Raw genomic sequence first — 24,787 nt, 5'->3', positions numbered from 1 at the left:
ATGTTGAGTAAGGATGAACGACATCAGTTTATCTTAAGTCAATTAGATATACATGACAAAATTCTGGTGATTGATTTAGCGAAATCGCAAAATGTCACCCCTGAAACGATCAGAAGAGATTTAGCAGATCTTGAGATGAATGAACAATTAACACGGATTCATGGTGGAGCGGTTCCTTTTATTCCTACTCAAAAAGAGATGGTATATGAGAGGAAAATGTCACTTAATTATGAAGCGAAGTTGAAAATAGCCAAAAGGGCATCCGAGTTTATTCAACATGGAGATACGATTGCAGTCGATGTAGGTACGACGACGGTTCATATTGCCGATATGATTGAAGATATTCGTTCATTAACAATCGTCACGAATTCTTTGAGTGCTGCTCTTCGATTTAATGTAGCTATTGAAGAGAAACGTATTTCAGGGAAAGTGATCATGCTGCCTGGGGTGACCCATCCTGACCAATCATCAGTTAAAGGGTCCTATACCGTTGATTTTTTAAAAAGATTTCATTTTAATCGAGCCTTTATTTCTTGTGGTGGAGTAACTAAAGATGCTGTGTATGATTTTGATATGGACGAATCCCTTGTTTCCGAAGTCATGATTCAACATAGTCAAGAAGCGATATTACTAACGGACTCATTGAAATTAAATAAAAAATCTACGTTTGAAATAGGTCCGCTTTCTACTATTACAAAAGTTATTTGCGATGAAGAAAAACCATTTGACTGGCCTGAAAGCGGATATGAGTGGGTATCTATTAACGATTTGCACGAATAAGGAAGGATGATAGTAGGGTATCCCCTACACCTTGAAGAAGGCTGATTCAGCTTTCTTTTTTGTTTTTAATGAAAAAGACTTTCAAATTCTCCAAAATCAAAGTGCACCATTGCGGGGGCATAGGTGCTAATCCACTTTGTATGTTCTAGTATCCGATCTATCGCCTATTTCCAGGCATCTTCAAGTATCTCCGTATATTGGTTAACTTATCCATCCAACGAACCCTTTTAATGAGGCGTCGATGTTTGTTGGTGTCATGATTTTTATATGAATCGTCGACTACCTATAGTTTGTCAAATAACATTGGAGACTTTAGTATCCAATGGAAAAGTGATAAAATTGTACCTTAGAATCAAGGTTGTTTAAGAAAGCAGCTGAAACCCTTATAAAGTCATCTTTTAGAATGCAGAATTACCGATAAGGTTAAAGGGAATCATGTCGTTAACTAGAGTTGCAGGAAGGTTCGTACCTGTTTAATGATCTCAAAGACGACTAGTAAAGATGGAGGATTTATATGAAAGACAATGCAGAATTGAAAGACAAGCGATTTAAAATAGCCCATAGAGAAGCGATAATCGGAGTCGTTCTTGTCATCATTAATTTTATTTTATGGTTTGGATTTGCTTACGGATTAGGATCAGGTGACCCAGCCTCCTATAACTATGTGTTGGGCTTGCCAGAATGGTTCTTTTACAGTTGTGTCTTAAGTTTTATTGTGATGTTCATCCTCGTTGTTTATAGTGTGAAATTCTTGTTTAAGGAAGTTTCGTTTGAAGAGGAAGAAGAAAGAGGAGATCACACATGAACTGGCAAGTTATTATTCCATTACTATTATTCTTAGTCGTGATATTTTCTGTTGGTTTTTGGGCAAGTCGGTACGTTCGATCAACAGATTCCTTTCTTCAGGAATATTTCCTAGGCGATAGACAGTTAGGTGGATTTGTATTAGCCATGACGATGATTGCTACATATGGAAGTGCGAGTAGTTTTATCGGTGGTCCAGGAGTGGCCTATACAAAAGGACTAGGGTGGGTTCTTCTTTCCATGGCGCAGCTTCCAGCAGGCTACTTTGTCTTAATGGTTTTAGGCAAGAAATTTGCGATTATCGCACGAAAGTACAAGGCGATTACCTTAATTGATTTTCTAAAGGAAAGGTATAAAAGTACGGCAGTTGTCATCATTGCAGCTGTTAGTATCATTGTTTTTTTGTTTTCTTCAATGGCTGCACAATGGGTAGGAGGAGCAAGGCTGATTGAGTCTTTGACAGGATTATCATACACTACAGCATTGTTTATTTTTGCTGTCTCTGTTCTTGTTTATGTCATTATTGGTGGCTTTAGAGCAGTTGCTTTAACAGAAACCGTTCAAGGGGTCGTCATGTTAGTGGGGACGATTATTTTACTAGTCGCTACGATTATAGCTGGTGGTGGCATACCCAATATTATCCAAGAACTTGTGGCGGAAAATCCAAACCTTGTCTCCCCTTATGGAGCCGAGCGAGATTTAACACCTATTTATGTTTCTTCTTTCTGGATTTTAGTGGGGGTTGGGGTTATTGGCTTACCGCAAATCGCAGTGCGAGCGATGTCCTATAAAAATTCAAAAGGAATGCATCAAGCAATCATCATCGGTACGTTTGCTATTGGAACGATTATGCTTGGCATGCACGTAATTGGTGTTTTTGCAAGAGCGATTCTTCCTGGCATTGAAATTGGCGATAAAGTGATGCCGACGCTTACGTTAGAAGTTTTACCGCCATTTTTAGCGGGGCTCGTACTCGCTGCACCAATGGCAGCCATCATGTCGACAGTGAACTCTTTATTGATTTTGATAAGTTCGGCAATTGTGAAGGACCTTTATTTAAACTATCTAAAACCAAAAGCGACTGAAAAGCAGGTGAAACGAGCTAGCTTTTGGGTTACGACCTTAATCGGGGTTTCCGTGATCCTCTTCGCCTTAAGCCCACCAGACCTGCTCATTTGGTTAAACTTATTCTCATTCGGTGGGTTAGAATCAGTCTTTATTTGGCCAATCGTCTTTGGCCTTTATTGGAGTAAGGGGAATAAATATGGCGCTATTTCCTCAATGGTTGTCGGGATGGGGTCTTATATTTTATTTGATCGACTCCATCCAAACGCTTTAGGCATGCACACCGTTGTTTTACCTGTTTTATTATCTCTAATCGCTTATGTAATCATCAGTAAGCTGACGGATAAATACGTACTTTCGTCGAATCTTCATCTAGAATCAAATGGATGAGCAACAGATATCCGTACCGAATAGGAAAAAGCGTCGTGCACCATCTGTATTACCGATGGTGCATGGCGCTTTTTTTATTAACTAAAGAGATGTGGTGCAAACTGTCTTATTCATTCAAATCCCCGCTATTCTTTGCTAGCTGATTCAGTTGAGTGTGAATTTTTTGATAGACAATTTTTCTTTCCTCGTTAAAATCTTGCCCATCCCTGAAATAAATGGGTTGATCAGCAAGGATTACTTTTTTACTCTTACTGGCGTATAAAGGAACAAAACATACATGTTGACCTGTAGCTTTATAATAGTATTTTTCCAAGTAAAGAAAGCCTTCATACATTGCTTTCGTACGCGAAGACGTGTCATTGTATGCAATATCTGGAAAAATGACGATACTTTTTCCTGTTTGTAAAGCAGCAACACTCTGTGTAAATGTTTGTAGAATTTGTCTAGAGCCCCTGTACACAGGAATTCCTCTGCTTGAATGTAAAAGCTTTGCAATGAGATAGGATAGCGGCAACGCACAGATCTTTGCAAGATACTTATTCATTCCGTTTCTTTTTGTAAATGTATATTCCGCATACTGTGTATAACAGGCTGCTTGATCAAGGAAAACATGTAGAATCCATGCATGCAAACTTTTTGGGAACCATAGCATTGTCACGAATGGACCAAATGTATTTTGATGGTGGGAGATATAGACAACCGGACCGTTTATATTTTTGGGTATTTGAACATGGTATGTAGGATAGATCATTCTTACAATAAATTGGACACATCGAAAAAATGTTCCATAAAAATTATCTTTCATCCCGTTCACCAATGATTTGTTTTTTTATCGTTTCATCCGTTTTAAACACCCAATAAAGTTGAAATTGGTGACTGATCATACCCAGTAAGAGGTCTATGCAAATTTTTGCGAGAATCACGTTTACACCCAAAAAGATCGTTGTTGAAGTTACCAGAATATAGGAAGATAACATAATCCCAATACATAATAGATAATATTTGAAAATTGACTGGGTTAGTTTGTTCTGATTGCTAAAAACAAATGTTCGATTCATGTAGAAATTGCTCGAAGAAGAAAGGACCCGAGAAACAAATGTGGCGTAAAAAATCCGTGCTTCAAGTGGCAACCCGACTAATATCACACTGTTCAGCAAAATAAAACTGCCGATATCGATTAATCCTGACAGTATCGTAGAATAAAAATAATGGAGAAATCCAGATAGAAGTTTTGCAAATATCTTGATGGAATCGAATATAGAGTGATAATGAGAACTGGCATTATTGTCAAAATATAAAGTCTGTATCGAAATCTCATTAAATGGGATATTCTTCTTTTTAGCATAGATTAACATATTGATTTCATATTCGTAGCGTTCTCCTTTAAGCCCCAAGATTCTCGGGAGTTCAGTTATTGGAATGCCTCTTAACCCGGTTTGTGTATCTTTTAGTTTATACCCGTATAATAATTGAAAGAAAAAACTTGTAGTCCTGTTACCTAGTAAACTTCGGAATGGTACATTGTCATTGTTAAAATCCCGAACACCTAAAATGATACCGTTTTCATTATTTTCTAGGGTATGAGCGATAGTGCACACATCTTCTACGGCGTGCTGCCCATCAGCATCAGCTGTTACTACACCTTCTAAATGTTGATAGGTTTTAAGAAAATAGTCAAAAGCAGTTTTTAAAGCTCTGCCTTTCCCTTTATTCATATCATGCGTTAAGACCGTACAATGTTCGATCGTGCTTAATTCAGTGAAAATATACGTTAAATCTTCTTTACTGCCATCATTTACAACAATAATTTCGGCAGCACCTTCTGCTAATAATCTGTGGACATAATCAACCAAACTGCTCGTAGGGTTAAGGACAGGAATTATTATGGCACAATTTTTCATAATAATAATCTCCTTTCCAAGGAATAAGGTGGCAAAGGTATAAGGGGATAATATGAGGGATCCTTTTAAACTGCTAATCTCCTACATGTAACCTATATTAAAATATGACTCTTCATCTTGGTTTATGTTTAATCTTAGGTTCATTTCCATTGATACTTTTTAGAAGACCATTGGCTGAAGTAGCTAATACGTAAGACAACATTGCTGGACTAATTGTATGGTCCATTCAATCAGATAAAGTGAAACCCCCACCTCAAAGGCTTAAGAGGAATCGAAGAAGCGTAGGTGGGGGATGAAGAATCCCCCCACTGATTGAAGTTTCACTTTATGTACGAGAAACATAGTGGTAAAAGAGATACAAACTGATACATAATTTTGATTAATAATTATCGTATAACGCCTTTAATGTTTTTTCTCGAAAGTGAATTCTATTTTTATAATCCTTTGCGATAAGCTCGGTATAGATTAAATCAAACAGTAAAAAGAGTGGCAAGGATGGCGAAATATTCTGTCCCATATGCATATTGCTTTTATTCATGGCGAGTAGAGTTAGGTCAGCTAGCTGTGATAGCTCAGAGTCTTTTTCACCGGTAAAAACTAAAATGGCAGCTCCTTGTTCCTTCGCAATGCTTATAGGACGAATGATTTCTTTCGTCCTGCCAGTGACAGATATTCCAATCACAACACTCTTTTCTGTGCATAGTGCTGCGTCCATCACAGCTTGATGTGGATCGGTAATGGTTTCAACATTTAATCCAATTCGAAAAAACTTTGATTTAAATTCCAGGGCAGCAATTCCAGAGTTACCAATGCCATATACATGGATTTTATTTGCGTGAGTGAGAAGGAAGACGGCTTGTTGAATGTCAGAATATGTGACTTTTCTAAAGGTATTTTCAATAATATCCAAGTGATTTTGATATAGTTGGGCAAAATAATCCATTTGCTTAATCGTATTCGTCGTGCTCGGTTTATCTCTGAGATCCACATATCTTTTTAATTCATGCTTAAACTCATTGAATCCTGAAAAAGATAATTTTTGACAAAAACGAGTAATGGTCGCTGGTGAAATATGCATTTTCTTTGCAATTTGGCTACTAGATATATGGCTGATTTCATCAGGATGTTCAATAATATATCGAGCAAGTTCTATTTCTGTGTTTGTGAATTTGTCCATACTGCACTCAATTCCATGCAAGAGGTTTTCACCTAAATATTCCATGTTGTTCACCTATTTGTGGGAGATTTTTACTGCTATTTTTATCATATAGGATAACCTTTTTACTTGTCCATTATAGATGAGTGTTCTGATCTATACTAAAAATGACTCAAGCATCAGCTCGAGTCATTTTTAGTATAGCTTAGATTTTGTAAAAATTGTTTTATTAAAAGATATTATTTAACAGAAGTCGAAATTTAATCTAAAAAAACGACTAGAGCAAAGCGTCAACAAATCGTTTGGTAATTTGCTGTGGGCGTGTAATAGCTCCACCTACTACTACCGCATGAACATTGATATCTAATACGGAACGGGCAATTTCTGGTGTAGAAACGTTTCCTTCCGCAAGAACTTTCGCATGCTTCACTACTTCTACGATTTGTTTAATGACCGCGTAATTATTGAAATCAATCTTCAATCCTTGTGTCTCAGCTGTATAGCCATATAATGTTGGAGCAACGATATCAAATCCTAGTTGATCAGCATGAATGGCTTCTTCTACCGTTGAGACGTCTGCCATTAGAATCGCCTGAGGATATTTAGACCGTACCTCATGATAAAATTGATCTAATGTGCTTCCATCAGGTCTTATGCGCGCTGTTGCATCAGTGGCAATAATTTCAGCACCCGTTGTCATTAATGCATCAATCTCTTTTATAGTAGGAGTGATAAAAACAGGATTATCTCCATACACTTGCTTGATGATTCCGATTACTGGAAGGTCTACTTGCTTCTTGATCTCTAAAACGTCAGCGACCGAGTTTGCACGAATTCCCTTAGCACCGCCTTCTTTTGCTGCAACAGCCATGCGCCCCATGATGTGGGAGCTGTGTAAAGGCTCACCTTCTAAAGCCTGACAAGATACAATTAATCCTTTAGTGATTTGATCTAATACTGCTTGCATTTTATACACTCCCTTGTTCAAAATGATTTATTCATGTCCTAAATACTCTTCTACTTCGTTTTTTACAATGGTAACCTGTGGACCATATACGACTTGAATACCATTGCCTTTTTTCACAATCCCTTTTGAACCGGTTTGTTTAATCACATCATCCTTAACCAAGGAGTCATCTTTAACAGTTACTCGAAGTCTGGTTGCACAGCAATCTACTACATCAATATTAGTAGCTCCACCTAATCCTTCGACAATTGTTTTGGCACGATCAGTAGCTGTCACTTGTTGTGCAACAGTCTCTTCCTCATCTTCACGTCCAACAACTTTGAAATTTTTTCTCTTAATAAGGAATTTAAATGTGAAATAATATAAGAAGAACCAAGGAATACCGATTAGTAATACATAAATCCAATTTGTTTTAGCCATACCTTGAAGGATACCAAATAATGTGAAATCAATGAACCCTCCAGAAAAAGTTTGTCCAATTGTAATATTGAAGATATCAGCCATCATAAAGGCTAACCCATCAAACAGAGCATGAACAAAATAGAGAAGTGGAGCAACAAACAAGAAACTAAATTCAAGAGGCTCTGTGATTCCTGTTAAAAAAGAAGTTAAAGCTGCTGAAAGAAGGATCCCTGCAACGACTTTTTTATTTTTTGGTTTAGCGCAATGATAGATCGCAAGGGCTGCTCCTGGAAGACCAAACATCATCGTAATAAAACGACCTGACATAAACCTTGATACACCTTCATAATATTGTTCGGTGTTCGGGTCAGCTAATTGGGCAAAGAAGATATTTTGCGTCCCATTGACAATATGCCCGCCAATTTCCATCGTACCACCTAAAGCAGTTTGCCAAAATGGTAGGTAGAAAATATGATGTAATCCCATTGGTCCAAGCATACGAAGAATAAAGCCATAGAAAAATGTTCCGATTGTACCTGTGCTTGTAACTAATGAGCCTAATTGATTAATGAAAAGTTGGAAATAAGGCCAAACGATAAATAAAACAGCCCCCACGATAATCGCTGTAAAAGAAACAATGATCGGGATAAAACGAGAGCCTCCGAAAAATCCTAAAACTTGAGGTAACTGGATCTTATTGTATTTATTGTGTAATAAGGCCGCCACAATCCCAATGACAATCCCACCGAAAACACCTGTTTCTAATGTTTGGATACCAACCGCCATTCCTTGGCCAGCACCAGCTAAATTATCTTTAGCAAGATCCCCCGTAATGGAGAGTAGGGCATTGATTGAGCTGTTCATAACAAAATACCCAATCATTGCAGCCAGACCAGCTGTCCCTTTATCCGAACGGGCCAGGCCTACTGCAACACCGACTGCAAAAATAATCGGTAAGTTACCAAAAACGATACTCCCCGCAGAGCTCATTATGGTAAATATGGCTTGAAGCCATACAATATCTAAAAATGGATAAGCTGAAACCGTATTTGGATTCGATAGCGCTCCACCAATACCAAGCAGCAAGCCAGCAGCTGGTAAGACAGCAATCGGAAGCATAAATGATTTACCAAACTGTTGGGCTTTCTCAAAAACATTCTTCAAAACTATTACCTCCTTGTGTGTGAATCATGTTGTCTTATGTGTAAGGTATCCCTTATGGGCTTATTATATATATGTAAAAAAACGCTTTCAATGGAATAGTAGAAGTTATCAAGCTTTTTCAGTAATTTGACGAAAATTCGGAAATGACTTTCAATCGTGAAAACAATACTGATTATTCTAAAGATATTAATGATGATTGGAAGGGGTTTATGGGAAATTCAACTTGACGGAAAGAATAAATTTTACTTTTTCCACCAATTATTTCAGATGATTACGACTGATATAGATAAAGTCTAAGCGAAAATCGGGAGATCCCGAACCACATATCAAGACTTACGATTCAGAATCGAGATTTACGTGCCAGAAGGAATACATTACGATCTGTAATGAAAATAAAACGGAATTCTTGCAGTCAATATTAATCATTTGAATATTTGAAGGGGACTGACACCCTATTCTTGTGAAAAGACTTCAAAATTGTTAAATTATTTTGTAAACAGATAATTAATTAGGGTGGGATGGTTCATGAAGAGAGCTTTAATCATTATAGATGTACAAAATGCTTTTGATGATCAGAAATGGGGGAAACGAAATAATCCAAATGCAGAGGAAAATATAAGTAAGCTACTAAAGCTCTGGAGAAACAAGGGATGGCAAGTGATTCATATTCAACATTTGTCAGATTCTCTCCATTCTCTTTTTCATCGGAAAAATGATGGTTTCCTTATCAAAGAGTTGGTGAATCCACTAGAAGATGAAATTGTCCTAACTAAGAAGGTAAATAGTGCGTTTATCGGAACCAATTTAGAAGAGTTTCTAAGATCAAATGAGATCGGTACAGTTGTCATAACAGGTCTGACGACACCTCATTGTGTCTCGACAACGACAAGAATGAGTGGCAATTTAGGGTTTAATACATATCTTCTTTCAGACGCTACAGCAGCATTTGGGATGAAGGATCAAAATGATCAATATTATGATGCAGAGACAATCCACACTATTTCACTTGCTACTTTGCATGAAGAATTTGCTACCGTTATAACGACAGAGCAACTTATCAACAAGTTAAATCTAAGATAGAAACAAAATGTCTGTTTTAGAGTATCTTCTAGTGTAGAGTTTCATATAAATGAAGCCAGTACAAGATCTGGAAATTGTCGAATAGCAATGAAATGGAAATGGATGGCTGCACCATGTAAAAGGGTGCAGCCTTATGACATTTATGAACGCTGAATCATAGATGTAGAATAGCTTTTCACTAATTTCTGTAGATTTTTATGTCCTTCTCTTACTTTAATTGTTTCTTCAATGATTTTTTGGAAGCCTTCCAAGTCTTTGTCGGATGCATTCAATACGGATCTAGTCACACTTTCGGCGATTTGTTGTAAGTTTATTTCTGAACTCATAGACAACGACCACCTTTCCACTTATTTGTTAGGGCATGTGTTTCTCCACTTTACTTATTTATGGAAAGAGTGTGCAATATCCTGCTAGTAGCTTAATAAATTTATCTACAATTATCATCACGTTTCTTATTCGTTAGTGGAATTTCAACAAGATCGTAGGAGTTCGGATGGGGTGTTGCTTCTGAATCATCCCCTTCTTGGAAATCTTCCAATGTCTTTTAAATATACGATTAGACTTATTTTGCGGGAAGCGTTAAGTTCTTTAGAAACAGTAGGAAGCATCAATAGGCAGACCAAAGAAGGGAATAATTATTCTTAAAGTACGTGTTCAAAAAGGAGGATAAAAAGAGCCGAGAAGTTCGAGGAGCGCATCTCGAGAGGACCGGAACATATGCAGTTATACGTGAGAACCGAGAGACAGATCGATGACACAATTCGCAATCATTTTACCGGACTTTTGGAACAACCTTATAAAAGAGAAATTGATTTTTCAGAAAAATGAAGATATTATTATAAGTATATAACAATTATATACAGGAGAGGGTTTTTCTAATGAGGTCGATTTATACGGGGAAAACGAAGGATGTTTATGCCCTTGAAAACGGAAATTATTTATTGAAATTTAAAGATGATGTAACAGGGGAAAATGGTGTCTTCGATCCAGGAGCCAATACAGTCGGTTTAACGCTTGAAGGTGCGGGTCGAGCAGGCCTTAGTTTAACGAAGTACTTTTTTGAAATATTAAAAGAAAAAGAGATTCCTACACATTATATAGACGCTAATATTGAAGAAGCGACGATGACAGTGAAGCCAGCAACTGTATTCGGCAAAGGGCTTGAAGTAATCTGCCGTTACAAGGCAGTTGGAAGTTTTCTCCGTCGCTATGGGATGTATGCAGAAGAAGGGCAACCATTAGACGCATTTGTAGAAGTCACTTTGAAAGATGATGAACGCCAAGATCCGCCGATTAGCGAAGATGCACTTGATATGCTAGGTATCCTAACAAAAGCGGAATATACCGTATTAAAAGACCTTACCAAACAGATCGGTAACGTTGTAAAAGAAGAATTAGCGAAGAAAGATATCGAATTATACGATATTAAATTTGAATTTGGCAGAGTCGGCGAAGATAAGCAAATCGCGTTAATCGATGAAATCTCAGGAGGAAACATGAGAGCTTATAAAAATGGGACCTATATCGAGCCGCTGGAATTAGAGAAATTGATGTTGGAAGTTAACCTCTAGAGTATTCTTATGGTCGTGATTATCACTAAGGTGAAAAAAGGTTGCCATCGATAATTGATCGTTACTACCAGAGTTATCAAAACACCCCAATCTTGATCGCCTGTATGGGACTATGATAGGGGGTGTTTTTTTTGATCCCACCACTCATAACTGCCCAATCTAGTTGCGGCTCCTAGACCCTCTTATGCTTGTCAGGGCTGGGCAGTCGCCTCACTTTTTGAAGTAAAAGCCCGATTGGTGAGATACAGTGAAACTTACCTTAGTTCGTACTTTCGATCTTAGCGATAGTAGAACGGGACTAACAATCAGGGAGGGACGGAAAATCCCCACTGATTGAAGTTTCACTTTATTTCTTGCGGCGGCAGCCCACAATGGTTTTGTGCTTGGCACCATTGTAACACCAGGTAACACGGTGACAGTCATATTTTAGAGCCATTAGTTGCACAAGTGATTGAGGAAGTCGGAAAGCCTAAAGTTGTTGCCACAATAGTAGCCAGTTTAGGGTTAGAAGTTTAATATCAAGAGTTAAAAAGGCTGCTGCTTGAATATCACAAGAATACGTATATCTAATAGAGAATTCGTATAATATAAGGGGAACTAATAGGGTTTAGAGTTTACTGATTTTAATGTCTAAGAGTGTTCTTTTAAATAATTGCATTGTATTAAAGTAAGGAGAAAATAGATGAAGATTCGATTTGGCTATGTAGCGAATGCGATAGGCTTATGGGATGCAAGCCCTTCAAAGGCTTTAACTTTTACACGGTATTCAGCTCTCCCTAAAAACGAGCGAATGGAGAAACTCAAAACTGTCACCGCACAAAATTTACATCATACGAAAAGAATTTTGTATTATAATATCGCGCACGAAATAGAATTATATCGGTTTTCAAGCTCACTTGTACCCTTGGCAACCCATCCGGAAGTAAGGTGGGATTTCATTACTCCATTCAAAACCGAATGGGAAGAACTTGGTCAATTAATAAATCAATTTAAGCTTCGCCCGAGTTTTCACCCAAATCAATTTACACTTTTTACAAGCCCACGAGAAGAGGTGACCATGAATGCAGTGAGGGATATGCAATATCATTTTATGATGCTTGATGCTATGAATGCACTGGAGAGGGGAATTATTAATATTCATATTGGTGGAGCCTATGGGGATAAAGACATGTCATTAAGACGTTTTCATCAGAATATTAAAAGATTGCCAATAGAAATTAAAAAGCATATGACGCTTGAAAATGATGATAAAACCTATGAGGTTGAGGAAACGCTTATTACTTGTGAAAAAGAAAATATACCGATGATTCTTGATTATCATCACCATATGGCGAATAAAAGGGAGGTTGAACTTCCACTTTATTTACAACGCATCTTTAATACTTGGAACGATTCTAAGGCTGTACCAAAAGTCCACATTTCTTCGCCGAAATCAGATCAAGCCTATCGTTCCCACGCGGATTTTGTCTCTTTAGACTTCGTACTCCCATTCTTAAAAATGGCAAAGATACTTAATCAAGACTTTGACATTATGATAGAAGCAAAACAGAAGAACCTTGCCATGCACAAACTTATAGAAGAAGTAGCTTCAATTCGGGGAGTCAAACGTATATCAGGTTCTGCGGTGGAATGGTAAGTATAGATAGGAAGATTCTTCTTGTTTACTTAGACCATTTCCCTATTATAACTGGAAAGATGAGCTATTAATAATTTCTATTCTCCTTTTGATGAGGTGGAAAAAATGACAATTATACGTCTTGGCTATGTTGTCATTCGCAAATTGGAACGTATATCAATATTGAATTTACAAAATACACTTAGGCACCTTAAGCATAATGCAGCTTCTGACATTCATTTTTATCGTTTAACCTCTCGTCTTATTCCTTTGGCGAACCATGAAGAACTGCTTGATTGAAATTATATAAAACCACTAAAAGGACTGCTCCTTGAGATTGGAGATTTTGCTAAAAAACATAAGATAAGAATTGATTTTCATCCAGATCATTTTGTTATTATTAATTCCATGAAGAAACAGATTTTGAAAAATTCAATAAATACTTTAAAACTGCATTACTTATTACTAAAGGGGATGGGGATTGACTCAACTCATCGCTGTGTGATGCATGTGGGCGGCAATTATAAGGAAACTGAAAAATCACTCGAACGTTTTGTTGATAATTAGGTGATTGTTCCGAGATCCATTCAAAAAATGATCATGCTTGAAAATGATGAAACTTCGTTTACCTTAGAAGATACACACTACTTATGTGAAAAACTAGATATTCCGCTTGTATTCGATTATCATCATCACCTTGCCCATCATCAAAATACAAGTTGGGAAGATAACTGGAATCGGGTTGTGCAAACATGGAGGCATTCTCCACTTCCACTTAAAATGCACATTTCAAGTCCGAAAAGCGAAAAAGCGTACCGCCACCATTCAGATTATGTAGACATCGATATGTTTTTCAAGTTTTTGAAAGTGATAAATGGTAGCATCTCGCAAATGGACTGTATGATTAAGGCCAAGAGAAAAGACGAAGCATCATTTAAATTAATGGAAGAGGTCAAAAGAAGAGAGGATGTTGACCTCATTGATGGCTCTTCTTTTCGTATGAAGTAAATGGAAAGAAGAGCCAAAGAGAGGACTGTAGGAGTCTAATTAATTTGAGTTACTCTCCATTTTCTATAGTAAGCTCTTGAGGATGCTCGCCATGGATGTTTAATATACGGACAGTTTCAGGTTCTATTTGAAGAAACACGTAGTTTGGATCTTCAGGACCGTCAAACCATTTATTAAATGATTCGTCCCAAAATTGTTTTTTCAAAGCTTGTGAATCATTAATGGAAGATGTTCCTAAGATTTCAACATATGCATCGCTTTGTCCTTTTTCTTCATAACCTAACAATACAGAAACGGAAGGATTCTTTTCTATTTCTTCTATTTTCTCAGTATCCATTTTCGTTGGTGTAAATAATGTTAAGTCGTCATTATAGAACGTCATATACCGTGAATGGGGCTTGTTATTTTCAACAGATGAAAGAATACCGGTTCTGTGATCAGAGATAATTTTAGCCACCTGTTCTTTTAAAACTTGATTGCTCATTAATTCTACTCCTTTTCTTAAAGGTTATGGTTAATTTTCCTCTTAATTAGTGTAATTAAACTGTAAAAAATTCACTTTCGTGTTGGAGGGATAACCTTTACTAAAATGCCAATAATAAATAAAAAAAGGCGTGGTTTAGAATGGCAGCAAACGGTGTAGTAAACACATTAAATAATTTTTTAAAAGGGCAATACATGGGTATCCATGCTTATGAACACCACATACAGAAATTAAACGATCCTTACATAAAAAGTGAATTTCAAAGAATTCAACAAGATCATAAGAACCATGCCTTAAAAGTTGCTGAAAGAATTCAAAACCTTGGAGGAACACCAGTGGATGATGAAGGGATGGTTGGTTCCGTCCAAGGCTTTATTGGTCAATTTATGATTCCTGATACACCGGCTGGAATAATAGAAAGTGCATTAAAGGGAGAAGATTATTATGGGATCCAAGTGTCTGAAAAAATTGTAAAAGGGGATTTAGACCCTGAAAGTCGACAATTAATTGAGGGGATATTAGATAAGGACAGAGAGCATGTTAATTTCTTAAATCAATTAGTTAACGAGAATAGACCGTCATGATAGCATTTCTTTTCTTAACGTTCCCTGTCCTTAATTACTAAATTACTATATAAAGAAAAGGAATGGTTAGGAAGTGGGAACGACGAGTGCGCTGATTTGTTTATTGATTCAATCACAAGCACTATAAGAGAATTTTATGCGCTTAATAATTCATTCATGGAATGCAATATTTGTTCTATTGTTTCTTCACCAACTTTTACCCATCTACTTTTATCTCTTATATCCCCGTCTTTATCCAAAGGCTCTTGAAATTGATTAAGTCCTGTGGAAGCTGTTAGTAAAGAGTTTTCATCATAGTCTAACCCAATATTCACTACATGTTTAATAACATAAGGTGTTCCAAACTCAATATAGGCATTAGAATGATCTAATGCCTCTGTCAAAATATTAAAAGGGATTCTTAAATAGATCGTTTCCCCGCCTTCCCGCCATAAAACTGCATCGAATTTCCCTTGATCATATTCAAAATTACTACAGAAACTACACCCATAGGAGTTAAACATTTTTCGAGCAAGTCCAAATTTGGCTTTTTTTTCTTATAATTCTGAGTTTAATTTGATCATCACCATTCACCTCTAATAAAAGTATTTATTATTACTATTATTTTCAAAAAATAGGGGGAAATACATGAAAATGCGGGTCGAATGTAATTAGAGATATACGATGAAAAACTGCTTTCTAAGTGAAAAGAGATAGGTCGAGATTGAATGGATGTTTAATTTTTACAAATAGGTTAATTTGTTTATTGTTTGAGTAAATTGTACTCCAAGAGAATCAAAGAGAAAGGACGAACTCTTTACGATTCCATCCTTTAACTAAACTACTATTGAAATTTTATCCCGCATTAACGAGTAGTAAGACCCCCACCTCAAGACTTAGAAGGATCGAAGAAGTGTAGGTAGGGGACAACTGCCCGTAAAAGCCCGATTGGTTCAACTAACAATCAGTGGGGGATGAAGAAACCCCCCACTGATTGAAGTTTCACTTTATTGTTTCATTTGGTTCAGTTCCTGAATGCATTCTTGAACAAGAGTAACTCCTTGGCTCATGGATGCCCCACCGCCAAATGCTGCAGCCACACCTATAGTTTCAAGAATGTCTTGTTCTGAGCAACCTTGATCAAGGCATCCTTTTGTATGATAGATGATACAATACTCGTCCTGAGCATGGAGACTGATGCCTAATGCGATTAATTGTTTTTCTTTTTGAGATAAAGTACCTTCTTTAAAGCATTCTTCAGTAAAAGAATTAAATTGTTTTGCAAATTCAGGCATTTTTTCGGTGAACAATCCAAGTCCTTTTTTATATTTAATAAGTGCCTCTTCAGTAGAGTTTCTAGTTTCAAAATCCATTTATCATTAACCCCATTTCAAAAATAGTTATGTTTATCAAATTTATTATGAGCAGAATGTGTATGTTTAAACAAAATATTATTATAAATTTCAAACCTTTTACATAATCAAGAAAACATAATTTTAAGAGCTAAAGGCAAACCTTTAATAATGAATAACTTTAACTAGTACTTCTTAAAGAAAAGGGTGATGTAAATGGAACTTTATAACGAAAATCAAACATATCATGCTGGAGATGTTGTCTATGTTTTTTACCGTAACCCGCACACGCAGGATGTAGCAAATATCCAGGCAGCAGCAGTTGTAAATAACCCTGAGAATCCCAAGGAATTAGCTATTTTTCTTTATGAAACTTATTATCCGCTATCCAGTGAAATGGCCATTTACTCTACAGAAAAAGAGGCGAATCAAGCCTTCAATTATTATTATGGAGACGTATCAGAGGGGACAGTGGAATGAATATGCCATTTACACCTAAGCTCGTATATTTTGAACCCAATGCGTTAGATTATCCATTAGGAAGAGAGCTTAAAGAAAAATTTGAAAAAATGGATGTTGAAATACGATATACGACTTCCCATAATCAAGTAAGGAATCTCCCAGGAGAAAATGATTTTCAAAGATATCGAGTAGCAAAATCCACGTTAGTAGTTGGAATTAGAAAAACGCTTAAATTTGACACATCAAAGCCATCAGCAGAGTATGCTATCCCTTTTGCAACAGGCTGTATGGGTCATTGTCATTATTGCTATTTACAAACTACGATGGGGAGTAAGCCATATATCCGTACGTATGTTAATGTCGAGGAAATCCTGGAAGCTGCCGACAAATATATGGAGGAACGCGCGCCCGAACTGACTAGGTTTGAAGCATCCTGTACATCTGATATTGTTGGGATTGATCATTTAACCCATACGTTAAAACGGGCGATTGAACATTTTGGTGAATCAGAACATGGAAAATTAAGGTTTGTAACAAAATTTCATCATGTAGATCACTTACTTGATGCTAAACATAATGGAAATACAAGGTTTCGATTTAGTGTTAACGCTGATTATGTGATTAAGAACTTTGAGCCAGGGACTTCTCCTCTAGTAAAAAGAATTGAGGCTGCAGGAAAAGTTGCAAGAGCCGGATATCCACTCGGGTTTATAGTAGCACCCATTTATCTTCATGAAGGGTGGGAGGATGGATACTATCGTATGTTTGAGCGTTTGAATGAGGAATTGCCTTTAGAAGCTAAAAAAGATCTAACATTTGAGTTTATTCAGCATCGATTTACTAAGCCAGCTAAGAGAGTAATCGAAAAAAACTACCCCATGACAAAATTAGAATTAATTGAAGAGAAAAGAAGGTACAAGTGGGGGAAATATGGAATAGGAAAATATATTTATCAAAAAGAGGAAGAAGAGGACATGAAAAAACATCTATACACCTATATGGAAAAATTTTTCCCAAATGCTAAATTAGAATATTTCACATGAAGAATACCATTAAATACTAAATTTGTTAATATATCATTGAACTTTTTGGAATAGCATAATTCTACTTATAAAGGTAACAATAAAGATGGTGAATATACACCAACTAACTGCGATGTAGGGGGATTTTACTATGAATATTCGTGAAGGTCTAATACCAACTGCATTAGGATCTGTTGTAACGACTACAGGTTACGTAATGAAACAAAATCGTGGATCAAACAAAATGATTGCAAATACCATTTTTGGTTTCGGTTTAGCACACGTAGTATTGGGCGTAATAGACCTTGTAGAGCATCGTCGTTAGGGAATAAGAAGGCCGAGCAGTGTTATATGCTCGGCCTTCTACACTTATTGAGGTTATAGAGTATGGAGATAATGTCATTGTCGCATCAACAAGCTTAAAATTAATGAGAAACAAAAAGGTAAATATCAGCAGGATTCGGGATCAAAATGTCATAGAGAGCATGTGAGTCGTGTTCCAGATTACGGAGCAAAAGGTGTGGATCTAGAGATGTAAAGGGTTTAGTAATTTAACTAATAACACTAATCGATAATTGTATCGTAGAAAATAGAGAAATAGGATGATTATCTCCAAAATTATCCTACGTAACGGTTACATTCGTTTAGGTAATTGTAATCGTTGGTCAATTGTGTAGCTCATTCTTCTGTTATAGTTATTTAATAATAGGGTTCTTATTCTTTTGTAAGTTAATTATGTATGGGCTAAACGGTAAAAACTGATCAGTCTATTCATTAGCAATAGAATACACTCAATTGATAAGTTTTTGATTCCTTGATATTGTTAGCTTAATAGAACCTCAATAACACCTATCAAAAATACATATTAAAAAGGGAAGAAAAATGATCTATGGATATGCTCGGGGTAAGTATTCAAGAACAACACCTAGATTAAAGAAAAGTAGCTTTCAGGAATTAAAATAGCCAAACAAAAGGGAAATCGAGGAAGGGTAAAAAAATATATAAATAAACATTCAGGAATGAACCATGCCCTTGAAGTACGAAAAAACAGATAAAACTGTTAAGGAGATTGGTACAATTACAAGACTCAGTCAGGCAGCGATTTATCGGAAGCTAAAGGAAATGGAAAAAGATAAGTTGTGAAAATTGGGAATTTATTCATATGTGGACCTTTTTCCTCGATTCATTTCTTTACCCCTTAAAAAGAATATTAATGGAGGTTTTAAAATGGACAAATTCATGGAACGAGCAGTAGAACTAGCGATTGAAAATGTTCGTTGTGGCGGTCAACCTTTTGGTGCAGTACTTGTCAAAAATAACAAGGTTGTAGCTGAAGGCGTGAATGAACTGCACAAAGCGTATGATGTTAGCGGGCATGCGGAATTGCTTGCTATCCGGCGCGTGCAAGAGCAAGTACAAACGAATGATCTATCAGGTTATACAATGTATGCAAGTGGGGAGCCTTGTCCGATGTGTTTATCAGCCATGTACTTTGCTGGAATCGAAAAGGTTTTTTATTGTGCATCAGTTGAGAATGCGGTTGAAGTGGGATTAGGGAAATCAAAAGATATATATGACGACTTACAAAAAACAAAAGCAGAACGCGCACTTTCGATGATACAAATGCCGTTGAAAGCAGGGCAAGAAAATCCAATGAAGCTTTGGAAAGAGCAATCATGATGTTGGAGAAATGTGGGTTTTGCAAGAATGATCAAACATTATTATAAAAGAGTGTTCTCACTGAATCAAAAGAGCGTATTTTGATGATGATTGTTATCAAAACACGCTCTTTCTTTTTGTTTGCTAATCATTAATAGTTGAACATTTTACTAGATATGCCAACCTCATCTTTTTTCAATATACACTTCTCCAAGAATTTCTTTACTTTCATAATCTTCAGCTGAAAGTTCTGTTTGTAAAAAAGAATTTACTTCGCTTTGTTCCACATCATATAGAACTTCTATTTCTTTGGAGAACAAGAGACCTTCTTTTTCAAGAGTTTTGGTTAATTCAGGAACGGGCTGTGCTTGAGGCTTTTTCGCAAGTACTTGTTCTAGTCCATTTACATAGAATTCAAGTGGACGTGCACCAACGATTTTTACCCCTTTATTCTCTTCGTTTACCATGATGATTGTTGGGAATCCGCGTACGCCAAGACTTCTAGCAAGGGCAAAGTCTTGATCTAAAAGTTTTTGTCCAGTTGGAAGTTCTGCTTCTTTCACGATAGATTCTCCGTCAAGGCCCATTTGATTGACAAGATTAATCAAAATTTGTTCTTCGCCGATATTTTGATTAAAAGCAAAAACCGCTTCTCTTGCGCGACGTAAGAAAGTCTTAGCTAGCTTCTCATCTTTTTGTTGAATGATTTTAAATACTCGAGAAGGTGGGTAGGATGATTGAATCGGATTCGTAAGGAATAATGAGCCGTCAATCGGCATACGGGAATGTTCGCCAACTTCTCTCCAGTGACCAGCTACATCTGCAGGACCACCAATCCCATTCGCTACGTCAGCAAAGCCATCCCAACTTTCTAGTAATCCACCCATTACAGTGTGGAATTTAATATACTGTCCGTACTGCTCTTCGAACTTTCGTAAAACTGGCTCAAGCGCCCAGCAATGAGAGCAGATAGGGTCTGTTACATAATAAAGGTTAATCACTTCTTGAGGTTGGTTCAAATCAATCGTTTCCATTGCGTCTTCGCCTGGGTCACCGCATACTCCTGTTTCTAAGTCACAAACCATATTATTTTTCTTCATTTTATTTTCCTCATTTCTTTATTGATTTTTATACTGTTGTGCCCACTCTTGGATCGGCACGAGGGCATTTGTCAAGGCGCGGCCTTTTTCTGTTAACTCATACGAAATACTGACGGATGAGCCAGTTTTCACTTTTTTTTTAATTAATTCATACTCGATAAGCTCGGAAAGTTTTTGCGAAAGAGCTCTAGGCGTAATATCTGTAAGATCCCTTTTTATCTCAGAAAAATGAGCTGAGCCATTTGGACAAAGGGACAAGTAATGGATAATTAACCCGTTCCACTTCTTACCTAATATTTGCATCGAAAATTCTAAATAAGGACAAATATTAATAAAATCACCTTCTTTGTATATTAAGTATATCGAGTATAAAAAATATATCAAGTGGTTTTTGTTAGATGAATGAATCAATTTTGAAAGTTAAACTGGGATCAATAAAAAGCCAACCATTCATAATAGGGTGAAAGTTAGCTTTACTTTGAGATCATTATTTAATTCAATTATCGATTTCATTTTTCTCCAGTTTATCTTTTACAAAATTGATCCAAGTTCTTGTTGCGAGAGAAATATAGCTTCCTTTTCGCCAAGCGATGCCAATTTGCCAATTTACTTGTTGATCAATGAGAGGCAGTACATTTATCCCCTTATTCCTTACCGTTATCTCGTTCACACTGCTTTGGGGGAGGATGGTGATTCCCATATTAAATGAAACCAATTCTAGTATGAACTTCCATTGGGACGTTTCACAAATGATATTTGGTTCAAACCCTATTCTTCTGCACTCCTTCATAATTAAGTTGTGAACGGTAAATCCTTCACGAAAAATGATAAATTTTTCATTCTGTAATTCTGACCAATTTACTTGCTCCTTGTTTGCAAGCTCATGATCTTGGTGCACGAGAAGACGAAGATCCCCATTCAGAAAAGAAAAGTAGTTAAATGTTTCATCAGTAGGTAAATCGACAACAACTACATCTAGATCGCCATTAATTAAGGCCTTTTTTAAATGACTAGCACCATCCTCAACGAATTGAATGGTGATTTCAGGGTATAAATTGTAGAATTCTGACATAATTCTAGTAAGAATTTCCGTTCCAACTGAGGAGTAAATCCCCATTTTAACAGTGCCTTTATGTCCGTTTTTAATATCATCCAATTCTTGGTGAAAATGTTGTAAGGATTGGGAAATTTGTTGGCCGTATTGAAAAAGTAATCGTCCTGTATCAGTAAGTTCTAACTTTCTTGTTGTCCGGACCAATAACGTTACTCCTAATTCATTTTCTAAGTCCTTTACAACGTTACTAATAGTAGGCTGAGAAATATACAAGTGTTCTGCTGCTTTTGAAAAGCTTCCATATTTGACTACTTCGGAAAAGTATTGAATTTGTCTGATTTCCATTCATTTACCTCATTTATAAATATTACAAATATATACTATAGAAATTATGTATTTATATTATAAATTAATATTGATTATACTATACTACAAAACCAATAGTAAAAATAAGGAATGAGATTTTAGTCTTGCAAAGAATTGCTTCATTTTGCAATTCAAATACTTTTTTTGCAAATATAAAAGAGGAGAGGTTCAATCATGGCGTTTAAAAAAGAAATGGTAGTCGGCATTTGGAGTTTAGTTTCATACGAAGTGACGGACAATGAAGGGAATAAAACATTTCCAATGGGGGAAGATTGCACAGGCTTTATTATGTATCATCCAGAAGGGTATATGTCAGCACAAATGATGAGTCCAGGACGTCCGGCATATGCATCAGGTGCGTTACATACTGGAACAAAAGAAGAGATGGCAGCTGCAGCTCAAGGTTATCTTGCTTACTGTGGCCCTTATGAAGTGGATGAAGAGAACCTCATCGTAACCCATCATATGTCAGTTAGCATGAATCCAACATGGTTGGGCGATACGCAACCACGTTATGTCAAACTTAATGGGGATTTACTTGAAATTGCGAGCCCACCCGTTATTGTGGACGGCAAAGAACAAAATACGAAATTAATCTGGAAACGAGCTTAAGCAGTCTATTTAAACAATGGAGGATAAGAATCATGACAACACAAAAAGAACGTACAGTACTCGTAACAGGAGCAGCACAAGGGATCGGCTATGCCATTGCAGAATCTTTTATAAATAATGGGGACTTTGTAGCGATCTTGGATTTAAATTTAGAAGCAGCAGAAAGTGCAGCAACAAAGCTAGGAAATGCAAAGGGATATAAAGTTGATGTTGCAAACGAAGAGAATGTGAAAACTGCTATTGATCAAATCATTGCTGAACGAGGAACTGTTGATGTATTAGTTAATAATGCAGGTCTGCAACATATTTCTCCAGTAGAAGATTTCCCTTTAGAGAAATGGAATCTTTTAATCAACGTTATTTTGACTGGAACATTCTTAATGACAAAACATGTTCTTCCTACTATGAAAAAACAACAAAAAGGACGGATTATTAATATATCCTCTGCACATGGCAGAGTGCCTGATGCTTATAAATCTGCATATTGCGCTGCTAAATATGGCCAAGTAGGATTTACTCAAGTAACGGCACTAGAAACGGCACAAGACGGTATCACATGTAATACGATTATGCCTGGACCAGTACGTACAGAATTAATTGAGAAACAATTACCGAAACTAGCAGCACAGGATGGAACAACAGTAGAAGAAGCGCTAAATCACCACATCTTAGGTAAGCAATGGATGAAACGTTTACTTGAGCCTTCAGAAATTGGTGCTACAGCTGTTTTCTTAGCTTCAGACGGTGCAGCTGCAATTACAGGTGAAGGAATCGGGGTTACAGGCGGGATTTAATTTGCTTGTACCTAGCTATTTTTAGATGGATCTTGTCGGAATAGGTATAAGTGCATTTTCAGCAACTCTAGATGTATCGCTCATAGTAGATATATGTGAAGAATGACAGACAAATTAGAGGATGTCCCATAAATAAGGGTCAGATCACGCAACGCCTACATACAGTTTATAGTGTAGTAAGTAACACTATAAACCATGTGCTGAGTGCGAGGTCAGACCCTTCTTGGACATCCTTTTTGTGTTGTTTTAAAAGAGCTACCGGCAAAATCTAGTAATCTTCTTGGAATGACTACAGCCTAATCTTTCAGGTCTTCTTTTCATGCATTGAAAATAAGATATAAAGATGTATATATAGAAGAAAGTAGGGTGAGCGTGATGGAAGAAGAAAAAAATCTTGATCTTGAGCATAAGTTAGATGAAGTGATTAAAAGATTAGACCAAATGGAAAAGCAGAACCAGAATCAGAATCATGGAAGCTTGTTTGGTCATAATGTATGGGTACTCGTACCGATTGTCGCGATTGTTATGTGGGGGTTACAAAGGATATTATAATTCCAGCGTATACGTCCATTCGATTTTGAGAGGAACTATTCACCTAAAAAACGATGGAAGCATTTGGAAAAGGTTGTTCCCAAGGAGTCAGACCTCACACTTTATATACCGTTTATTGTGTCATTTAAACGATATTAAGTAGATGTGGGGTTCTGCCCCTTTCGTTATGGGACAGCCTTTTTTTGCCTTTTTGGAGGTTTTCAAATTTGTAATGTTACTTAGTTTTTGTTAACATATAATTAAGTAACATTAGGAGGAAGCCAATGGAGTATGTCGATCCGATAAAAGACATCGATAATATTATTGCAATGAAAGAAGTTTTAGAGAAGCAATCAAAGCGGGATTTATTGCTTTTTGTATTTGGGATTAACACAGGGATTAGAATTAGTGATTTACTTTCGCTTAAAGTGGCTGATATTTGGGACGGGACAAAGGTAAAAGAATTTCTCTGTCTCCGTGATGATAAGAATGATGAAGAGAAGGCATATTATATAAATAATAGCGTGAAATGTGTTTTAAACAATTACTTGGAAAGTTTAGACTTTACGAGCAGTGACTATCTTTTTAAGTCAAAAAAGAATGCACAGCCGATTACACGCCAGCAAGCGTATCGCATCATAAACCATGCAGCGAAAGAAGTGGGGATCACGGGGAAAATAGGTACACATACTCTTAGAAAAACTTTCGGATATCATGCGTATCGCAAAGGGATCGCGATTTCCATTTTAATGTCGATTTATCATCACCATTACCCAGCAGAAACCTTACGTTATTTAGGAATTGAAAAGTCTGAGGAACAACTGATAAAGGTGGATGTTAATCTGTAAAAGGTCAGAAGAGAGGACTGACGTTTTTAGATCAATC

The 24,787-nt window shown here is 36.6% G+C and carries 26 protein-coding genes and 3 pseudogenes; 17 read left to right on the top strand and 12 right to left on the bottom strand.

The window, feature by feature from the left end; translation table 11 throughout:
* From ACIQZI_RS14875 to panF, 3 genes are all read left to right on the top strand, one after another.
* Complete coding sequence (locus ACIQZI_RS14875) at positions 1–780, top strand: DeoR/GlpR family DNA-binding transcription regulator (protein ID WP_403074275.1); 780 nt, start codon at positions 1–3, stop codon at positions 778–780.
* Positions 781–1,294: 514 nt separating this feature from the next.
* Positions 1,295–1,585 carry a YhdT family protein gene (locus ACIQZI_RS14870; RefSeq protein ID WP_403074273.1) on the top strand — a complete coding sequence of 97 codons (291 nt, stop codon included), beginning with the start codon at positions 1,295–1,297 and terminating at the stop codon, positions 1,583–1,585.
* Positions 1,582–3,039 carry a sodium/pantothenate symporter gene (gene panF, locus ACIQZI_RS14865; protein ID WP_062183819.1) on the top strand — a complete coding sequence of 486 codons (1,458 nt, stop codon included), beginning with the start codon at positions 1,582–1,584 and terminating at the stop codon, positions 3,037–3,039. Before ACIQZI_RS14870 ends, panF begins: the two co-directional genes overlap by 4 nt.
* 106 nt (positions 3,040–3,145) lie before the next feature.
* On the opposite strand, the gene ACIQZI_RS14860 is transcribed toward panF, so the two are convergent.
* The 5 genes from ACIQZI_RS14860 to ACIQZI_RS14840 all read right to left on the bottom strand — a co-directional run bounded on the left by ACIQZI_RS14860 (position 3,146) and on the right by ACIQZI_RS14840 (position 8,629).
* Positions 3,146–3,844 (bottom strand): lysophospholipid acyltransferase family protein, encoded by a 699-nt coding sequence (locus tag ACIQZI_RS14860; protein WP_403074270.1) that lies wholly within the window; start codon positions 3,842–3,844, stop codon positions 3,146–3,148.
* The gene (locus tag ACIQZI_RS14855) at positions 3,834–4,940 is read right to left on the bottom strand and encodes a glycosyltransferase (RefSeq protein ID WP_403074268.1); all 1,107 of its coding nucleotides are present in this window, start codon (positions 4,938–4,940) and stop codon (positions 3,834–3,836) included. The genes ACIQZI_RS14860 and ACIQZI_RS14855 overlap by 11 nt, the downstream gene beginning before the upstream one ends.
* Positions 4,941–5,319: 379 nt before the next feature.
* Positions 5,320–6,162, bottom strand: coding sequence for a MurR/RpiR family transcriptional regulator (locus tag ACIQZI_RS14850; protein WP_403074266.1), 843 nt, complete (start codon positions 6,160–6,162; stop codon positions 5,320–5,322).
* Positions 6,163–6,373: 211 nt separating this feature from the next.
* Positions 6,374–7,063 carry an N-acetylmannosamine-6-phosphate 2-epimerase gene (locus tag ACIQZI_RS14845; RefSeq protein WP_403074264.1) on the bottom strand — a complete coding sequence of 230 codons (690 nt, stop codon included), beginning with the start codon at positions 7,061–7,063 and terminating at the stop codon, positions 6,374–6,376.
* 27 nt (positions 7,064–7,090) lie between these two features.
* Positions 7,091–8,629 (bottom strand): maltose/glucose-specific PTS transporter subunit IIC, encoded by a 1,539-nt coding sequence (locus tag ACIQZI_RS14840; protein ID WP_403074262.1) that lies wholly within the window; start codon positions 8,627–8,629, stop codon positions 7,091–7,093.
* 525 nt (positions 8,630–9,154) lie between these two features.
* On the opposite strand from ACIQZI_RS14840, the gene ACIQZI_RS14835 reads away from it, so the two are divergent.
* Positions 9,155–9,709, top strand: coding sequence for a cysteine hydrolase family protein (locus ACIQZI_RS14835; protein WP_403074260.1), 555 nt, complete (start codon positions 9,155–9,157; stop codon positions 9,707–9,709).
* Between the two features lie 140 nt (positions 9,710–9,849).
* On the opposite strand, the gene ACIQZI_RS14830 is transcribed toward ACIQZI_RS14835, so the two are convergent.
* Positions 9,850–10,035 (bottom strand): hypothetical protein, encoded by a 186-nt coding sequence (locus ACIQZI_RS14830; protein ID WP_062183796.1) that lies wholly within the window; start codon positions 10,033–10,035, stop codon positions 9,850–9,852.
* A gap of 552 nt (positions 10,036–10,587) precedes the next feature.
* Here ACIQZI_RS14830 and ACIQZI_RS14825 point away from each other — a divergent pair.
* The 3 genes and pseudogenes from ACIQZI_RS14825 to uvsE (ACIQZI_RS14815) all read left to right on the top strand — a co-directional run bounded on the left by ACIQZI_RS14825 (position 10,588) and on the right by uvsE (ACIQZI_RS14815) (position 13,903).
* Entirely contained in the window at positions 10,588–11,280 is a 693-nt protein-coding gene (locus ACIQZI_RS14825; protein WP_403074258.1) for a phosphoribosylaminoimidazolesuccinocarboxamide synthase, read from the top strand.
* A gap of 682 nt (positions 11,281–11,962) precedes the next feature.
* A complete protein-coding gene (gene uvsE / locus ACIQZI_RS14820) occupies positions 11,963–12,916 on the top strand; it encodes a UV DNA damage repair endonuclease UvsE (protein ID WP_062183791.1) in 954 nt (317 codons plus the stop codon).
* A 105-nt stretch (positions 12,917–13,021) separates the two neighbouring features.
* A pseudogene (uvsE, locus tag ACIQZI_RS14815) lies at positions 13,022–13,903 on the top strand (UV DNA damage repair endonuclease UvsE).
* A 49-nt stretch (positions 13,904–13,952) separates the two neighbouring features.
* Here uvsE (ACIQZI_RS14815) and ACIQZI_RS14810 read toward each other — a convergent pair.
* On the bottom strand, positions 13,953–14,387 hold the full coding sequence (locus ACIQZI_RS14810) for a pyridoxamine 5'-phosphate oxidase family protein (protein ID WP_403074256.1): 435 nt from the start codon (positions 14,385–14,387) through the stop codon (positions 13,953–13,955).
* A gap of 140 nt (positions 14,388–14,527) precedes the next feature.
* Here ACIQZI_RS14810 and ACIQZI_RS14805 point away from each other — a divergent pair, with 140 nt between their 5' ends.
* Entirely contained in the window at positions 14,528–14,971 is a 444-nt protein-coding gene (locus ACIQZI_RS14805) for a ferritin-like domain-containing protein (RefSeq protein ID WP_403074254.1), read from the top strand.
* A gap of 134 nt (positions 14,972–15,105) precedes the next feature.
* On the opposite strand, the pseudogene ACIQZI_RS14800 reads toward ACIQZI_RS14805, so the two are convergent.
* Both ACIQZI_RS14800 and ACIQZI_RS14795 read right to left on the bottom strand, forming a co-directional pair.
* Positions 15,106–15,492: pseudogene (locus ACIQZI_RS14800) on the bottom strand (YugN family protein); the annotation flags it as partial.
* A gap of 465 nt (positions 15,493–15,957) precedes the next feature.
* The gene (locus ACIQZI_RS14795; protein WP_062183783.1) at positions 15,958–16,323 is read right to left on the bottom strand and encodes a carboxymuconolactone decarboxylase family protein; all 366 of its coding nucleotides are present in this window, start codon (positions 16,321–16,323) and stop codon (positions 15,958–15,960) included.
* Between the two features lie 195 nt (positions 16,324–16,518).
* Here ACIQZI_RS14795 and ACIQZI_RS14790 point away from each other — a divergent pair, with 195 nt between their 5' ends.
* From ACIQZI_RS14790 to ACIQZI_RS14770, 5 genes and pseudogenes are all read left to right on the top strand, one after another.
* Positions 16,519–16,782: a transcriptional regulator SplA domain-containing protein gene (locus ACIQZI_RS14790; RefSeq protein WP_403074251.1), complete on the top strand. Its 264-nt coding sequence runs from the start codon at positions 16,519–16,521 to the stop codon at positions 16,780–16,782.
* The gene (gene splB, locus ACIQZI_RS14785) at positions 16,779–17,807 is read left to right on the top strand and encodes a spore photoproduct lyase (protein ID WP_062183777.1); all 1,029 of its coding nucleotides are present in this window, start codon (positions 16,779–16,781) and stop codon (positions 17,805–17,807) included. Before ACIQZI_RS14790 ends, splB begins: the two co-directional genes overlap by 4 nt.
* A gap of 130 nt (positions 17,808–17,937) precedes the next feature.
* Entirely contained in the window at positions 17,938–18,111 is a 174-nt protein-coding gene (locus tag ACIQZI_RS14780) for a hypothetical protein (RefSeq protein WP_062183774.1), read from the top strand.
* Positions 18,112–18,733: 622 nt separating this feature from the next.
* A pseudogene (locus tag ACIQZI_RS14775) lies at positions 18,734–18,929 on the top strand (recombinase family protein); the annotation flags it as partial.
* Between the two features lie 84 nt (positions 18,930–19,013).
* The gene (locus ACIQZI_RS14770; protein WP_062183771.1) at positions 19,014–19,466 is read left to right on the top strand and encodes a nucleoside deaminase; all 453 of its coding nucleotides are present in this window, start codon (positions 19,014–19,016) and stop codon (positions 19,464–19,466) included.
* Between the two features lie 164 nt (positions 19,467–19,630).
* On the opposite strand, the gene ACIQZI_RS14765 is transcribed toward ACIQZI_RS14770, so the two are convergent.
* The 3 genes from ACIQZI_RS14765 to ACIQZI_RS14755 all read right to left on the bottom strand — a co-directional run bounded on the left by ACIQZI_RS14765 (position 19,631) and on the right by ACIQZI_RS14755 (position 21,944).
* Positions 19,631–20,545, bottom strand: coding sequence for a DsbA family protein (locus ACIQZI_RS14765; protein ID WP_403074248.1), 915 nt, complete (start codon positions 20,543–20,545; stop codon positions 19,631–19,633).
* Between the two features lie 18 nt (positions 20,546–20,563).
* Positions 20,564–20,878 carry a winged helix-turn-helix transcriptional regulator gene (locus ACIQZI_RS14760; RefSeq protein ID WP_403075170.1) on the bottom strand — a complete coding sequence of 105 codons (315 nt, stop codon included), beginning with the start codon at positions 20,876–20,878 and terminating at the stop codon, positions 20,564–20,566.
* A 163-nt stretch (positions 20,879–21,041) separates the two neighbouring features.
* Positions 21,042–21,944 (bottom strand): LysR family transcriptional regulator, encoded by a 903-nt coding sequence (locus ACIQZI_RS14755; protein ID WP_403074246.1) that lies wholly within the window; start codon positions 21,942–21,944, stop codon positions 21,042–21,044.
* A gap of 195 nt (positions 21,945–22,139) precedes the next feature.
* Between ACIQZI_RS14755 and ACIQZI_RS14750 the strand changes: the two genes are divergently transcribed.
* The 4 genes from ACIQZI_RS14750 to ACIQZI_RS14735 all read left to right on the top strand — a co-directional run bounded on the left by ACIQZI_RS14750 (position 22,140) and on the right by ACIQZI_RS14735 (position 24,750).
* Positions 22,140–22,577, top strand: coding sequence for a lipocalin-like domain-containing protein (locus ACIQZI_RS14750; protein ID WP_403074244.1), 438 nt, complete (start codon positions 22,140–22,142; stop codon positions 22,575–22,577).
* A gap of 32 nt (positions 22,578–22,609) precedes the next feature.
* On the top strand, positions 22,610–23,371 hold the full coding sequence (locus tag ACIQZI_RS14745; RefSeq protein WP_403074242.1) for a 3-hydroxybutyrate dehydrogenase: 762 nt from the start codon (positions 22,610–22,612) through the stop codon (positions 23,369–23,371).
* A gap of 324 nt (positions 23,372–23,695) precedes the next feature.
* Positions 23,696–23,923 carry a hypothetical protein gene (locus ACIQZI_RS14740; protein WP_403074240.1) on the top strand — a complete coding sequence of 76 codons (228 nt, stop codon included), beginning with the start codon at positions 23,696–23,698 and terminating at the stop codon, positions 23,921–23,923.
* A gap of 263 nt (positions 23,924–24,186) precedes the next feature.
* Positions 24,187–24,750 (top strand): tyrosine-type recombinase/integrase, encoded by a 564-nt coding sequence (locus ACIQZI_RS14735; RefSeq protein WP_403074238.1) that lies wholly within the window; start codon positions 24,187–24,189, stop codon positions 24,748–24,750.
* Positions 24,751–24,787 lie beyond the last annotated feature (37 nt).

Source organism: Peribacillus sp. NPDC096379 (assembly GCF_044762875.1).
In the GTDB taxonomy this organism is placed as follows: Bacteria; Bacillota; Bacilli; order Bacillales; family DSM-1321; genus Peribacillus.
The sequence above is the reverse complement of the archived record's forward strand: the minus strand, read 5'-3'. Positions and strand labels throughout refer to the sequence as shown.

Excerpts from the sequence above, each read along its gene's own strand:
- ACIQZI_RS14780 (WP_062183774.1), top strand. The coding sequence starts at position 17,938 with ATGAATATTCGTGAAGGTCTAATACCAACTGCATTAGGATCTGTTGTA.
- ACIQZI_RS14745 (WP_403074242.1), top strand. The coding sequence starts at position 22,610 with ATGACAACACAAAAAGAACGTACAGTACTCGTAACAGGAGCAGCACAA.
- ACIQZI_RS14870 (WP_403074273.1), top strand. The coding sequence starts at position 1,295 with ATGAAAGACAATGCAGAATTGAAAGACAAGCGATTTAAAATAGCCCAT.
- ACIQZI_RS14855 (WP_403074268.1), bottom strand. The coding sequence starts at position 4,940 with ATGAAAAATTGTGCCATAATAATTCCTGTCCTTAACCCTACGAGCAGT.
- splB (WP_062183777.1), top strand. The coding sequence starts at position 16,779 with ATGAATATGCCATTTACACCTAAGCTCGTATATTTTGAACCCAATGCG.
- ACIQZI_RS14845 (WP_403074264.1), bottom strand. The coding sequence starts at position 7,063 with ATGCAAGCAGTATTAGATCAAATCACTAAAGGATTAATTGTATCTTGT.
- uvsE (WP_062183791.1), top strand. The coding sequence starts at position 11,963 with ATGAAGATTCGATTTGGCTATGTAGCGAATGCGATAGGCTTATGGGAT.
- ACIQZI_RS14795 (WP_062183783.1), bottom strand. The coding sequence starts at position 16,323 with ATGGATTTTGAAACTAGAAACTCTACTGAAGAGGCACTTATTAAATAT.
- ACIQZI_RS14735 (WP_403074238.1), top strand. The coding sequence starts at position 24,187 with ATGGAGTATGTCGATCCGATAAAAGACATCGATAATATTATTGCAATG.
- panF (WP_062183819.1), top strand. The coding sequence starts at position 1,582 with ATGAACTGGCAAGTTATTATTCCATTACTATTATTCTTAGTCGTGATA.
- ACIQZI_RS14755 (WP_403074246.1), bottom strand. The coding sequence starts at position 21,944 with ATGGAAATCAGACAAATTCAATACTTTTCCGAAGTAGTCAAATATGGA.
- ACIQZI_RS14770 (WP_062183771.1), top strand. The coding sequence starts at position 19,014 with ATGGACAAATTCATGGAACGAGCAGTAGAACTAGCGATTGAAAATGTT.
- ACIQZI_RS14850 (WP_403074266.1), bottom strand. The coding sequence starts at position 6,162 with ATGGAATATTTAGGTGAAAACCTCTTGCATGGAATTGAGTGCAGTATG.
- ACIQZI_RS14810 (WP_403074256.1), bottom strand. The coding sequence starts at position 14,387 with ATGAGCAATCAAGTTTTAAAAGAACAGGTGGCTAAAATTATCTCTGAT.
- ACIQZI_RS14790 (WP_403074251.1), top strand. The coding sequence starts at position 16,519 with ATGGAACTTTATAACGAAAATCAAACATATCATGCTGGAGATGTTGTC.
- ACIQZI_RS14835 (WP_403074260.1), top strand. The coding sequence starts at position 9,155 with ATGAAGAGAGCTTTAATCATTATAGATGTACAAAATGCTTTTGATGAT.
- ACIQZI_RS14765 (WP_403074248.1), bottom strand. The coding sequence starts at position 20,545 with ATGAAGAAAAATAATATGGTTTGTGACTTAGAAACAGGAGTATGCGGT.
- ACIQZI_RS14750 (WP_403074244.1), top strand. The coding sequence starts at position 22,140 with ATGGCGTTTAAAAAAGAAATGGTAGTCGGCATTTGGAGTTTAGTTTCA.
- ACIQZI_RS14805 (WP_403074254.1), top strand. The coding sequence starts at position 14,528 with ATGGCAGCAAACGGTGTAGTAAACACATTAAATAATTTTTTAAAAGGG.
- ACIQZI_RS14825 (WP_403074258.1), top strand. The coding sequence starts at position 10,588 with ATGAGGTCGATTTATACGGGGAAAACGAAGGATGTTTATGCCCTTGAA.
- ACIQZI_RS14875 (WP_403074275.1), top strand. The coding sequence starts at position 1 with ATGTTGAGTAAGGATGAACGACATCAGTTTATCTTAAGTCAATTAGAT.
- ACIQZI_RS14830 (WP_062183796.1), bottom strand. The coding sequence starts at position 10,035 with ATGAGTTCAGAAATAAACTTACAACAAATCGCCGAAAGTGTGACTAGA.
- ACIQZI_RS14860 (WP_403074270.1), bottom strand. The coding sequence starts at position 3,844 with ATGAAAGATAATTTTTATGGAACATTTTTTCGATGTGTCCAATTTATT.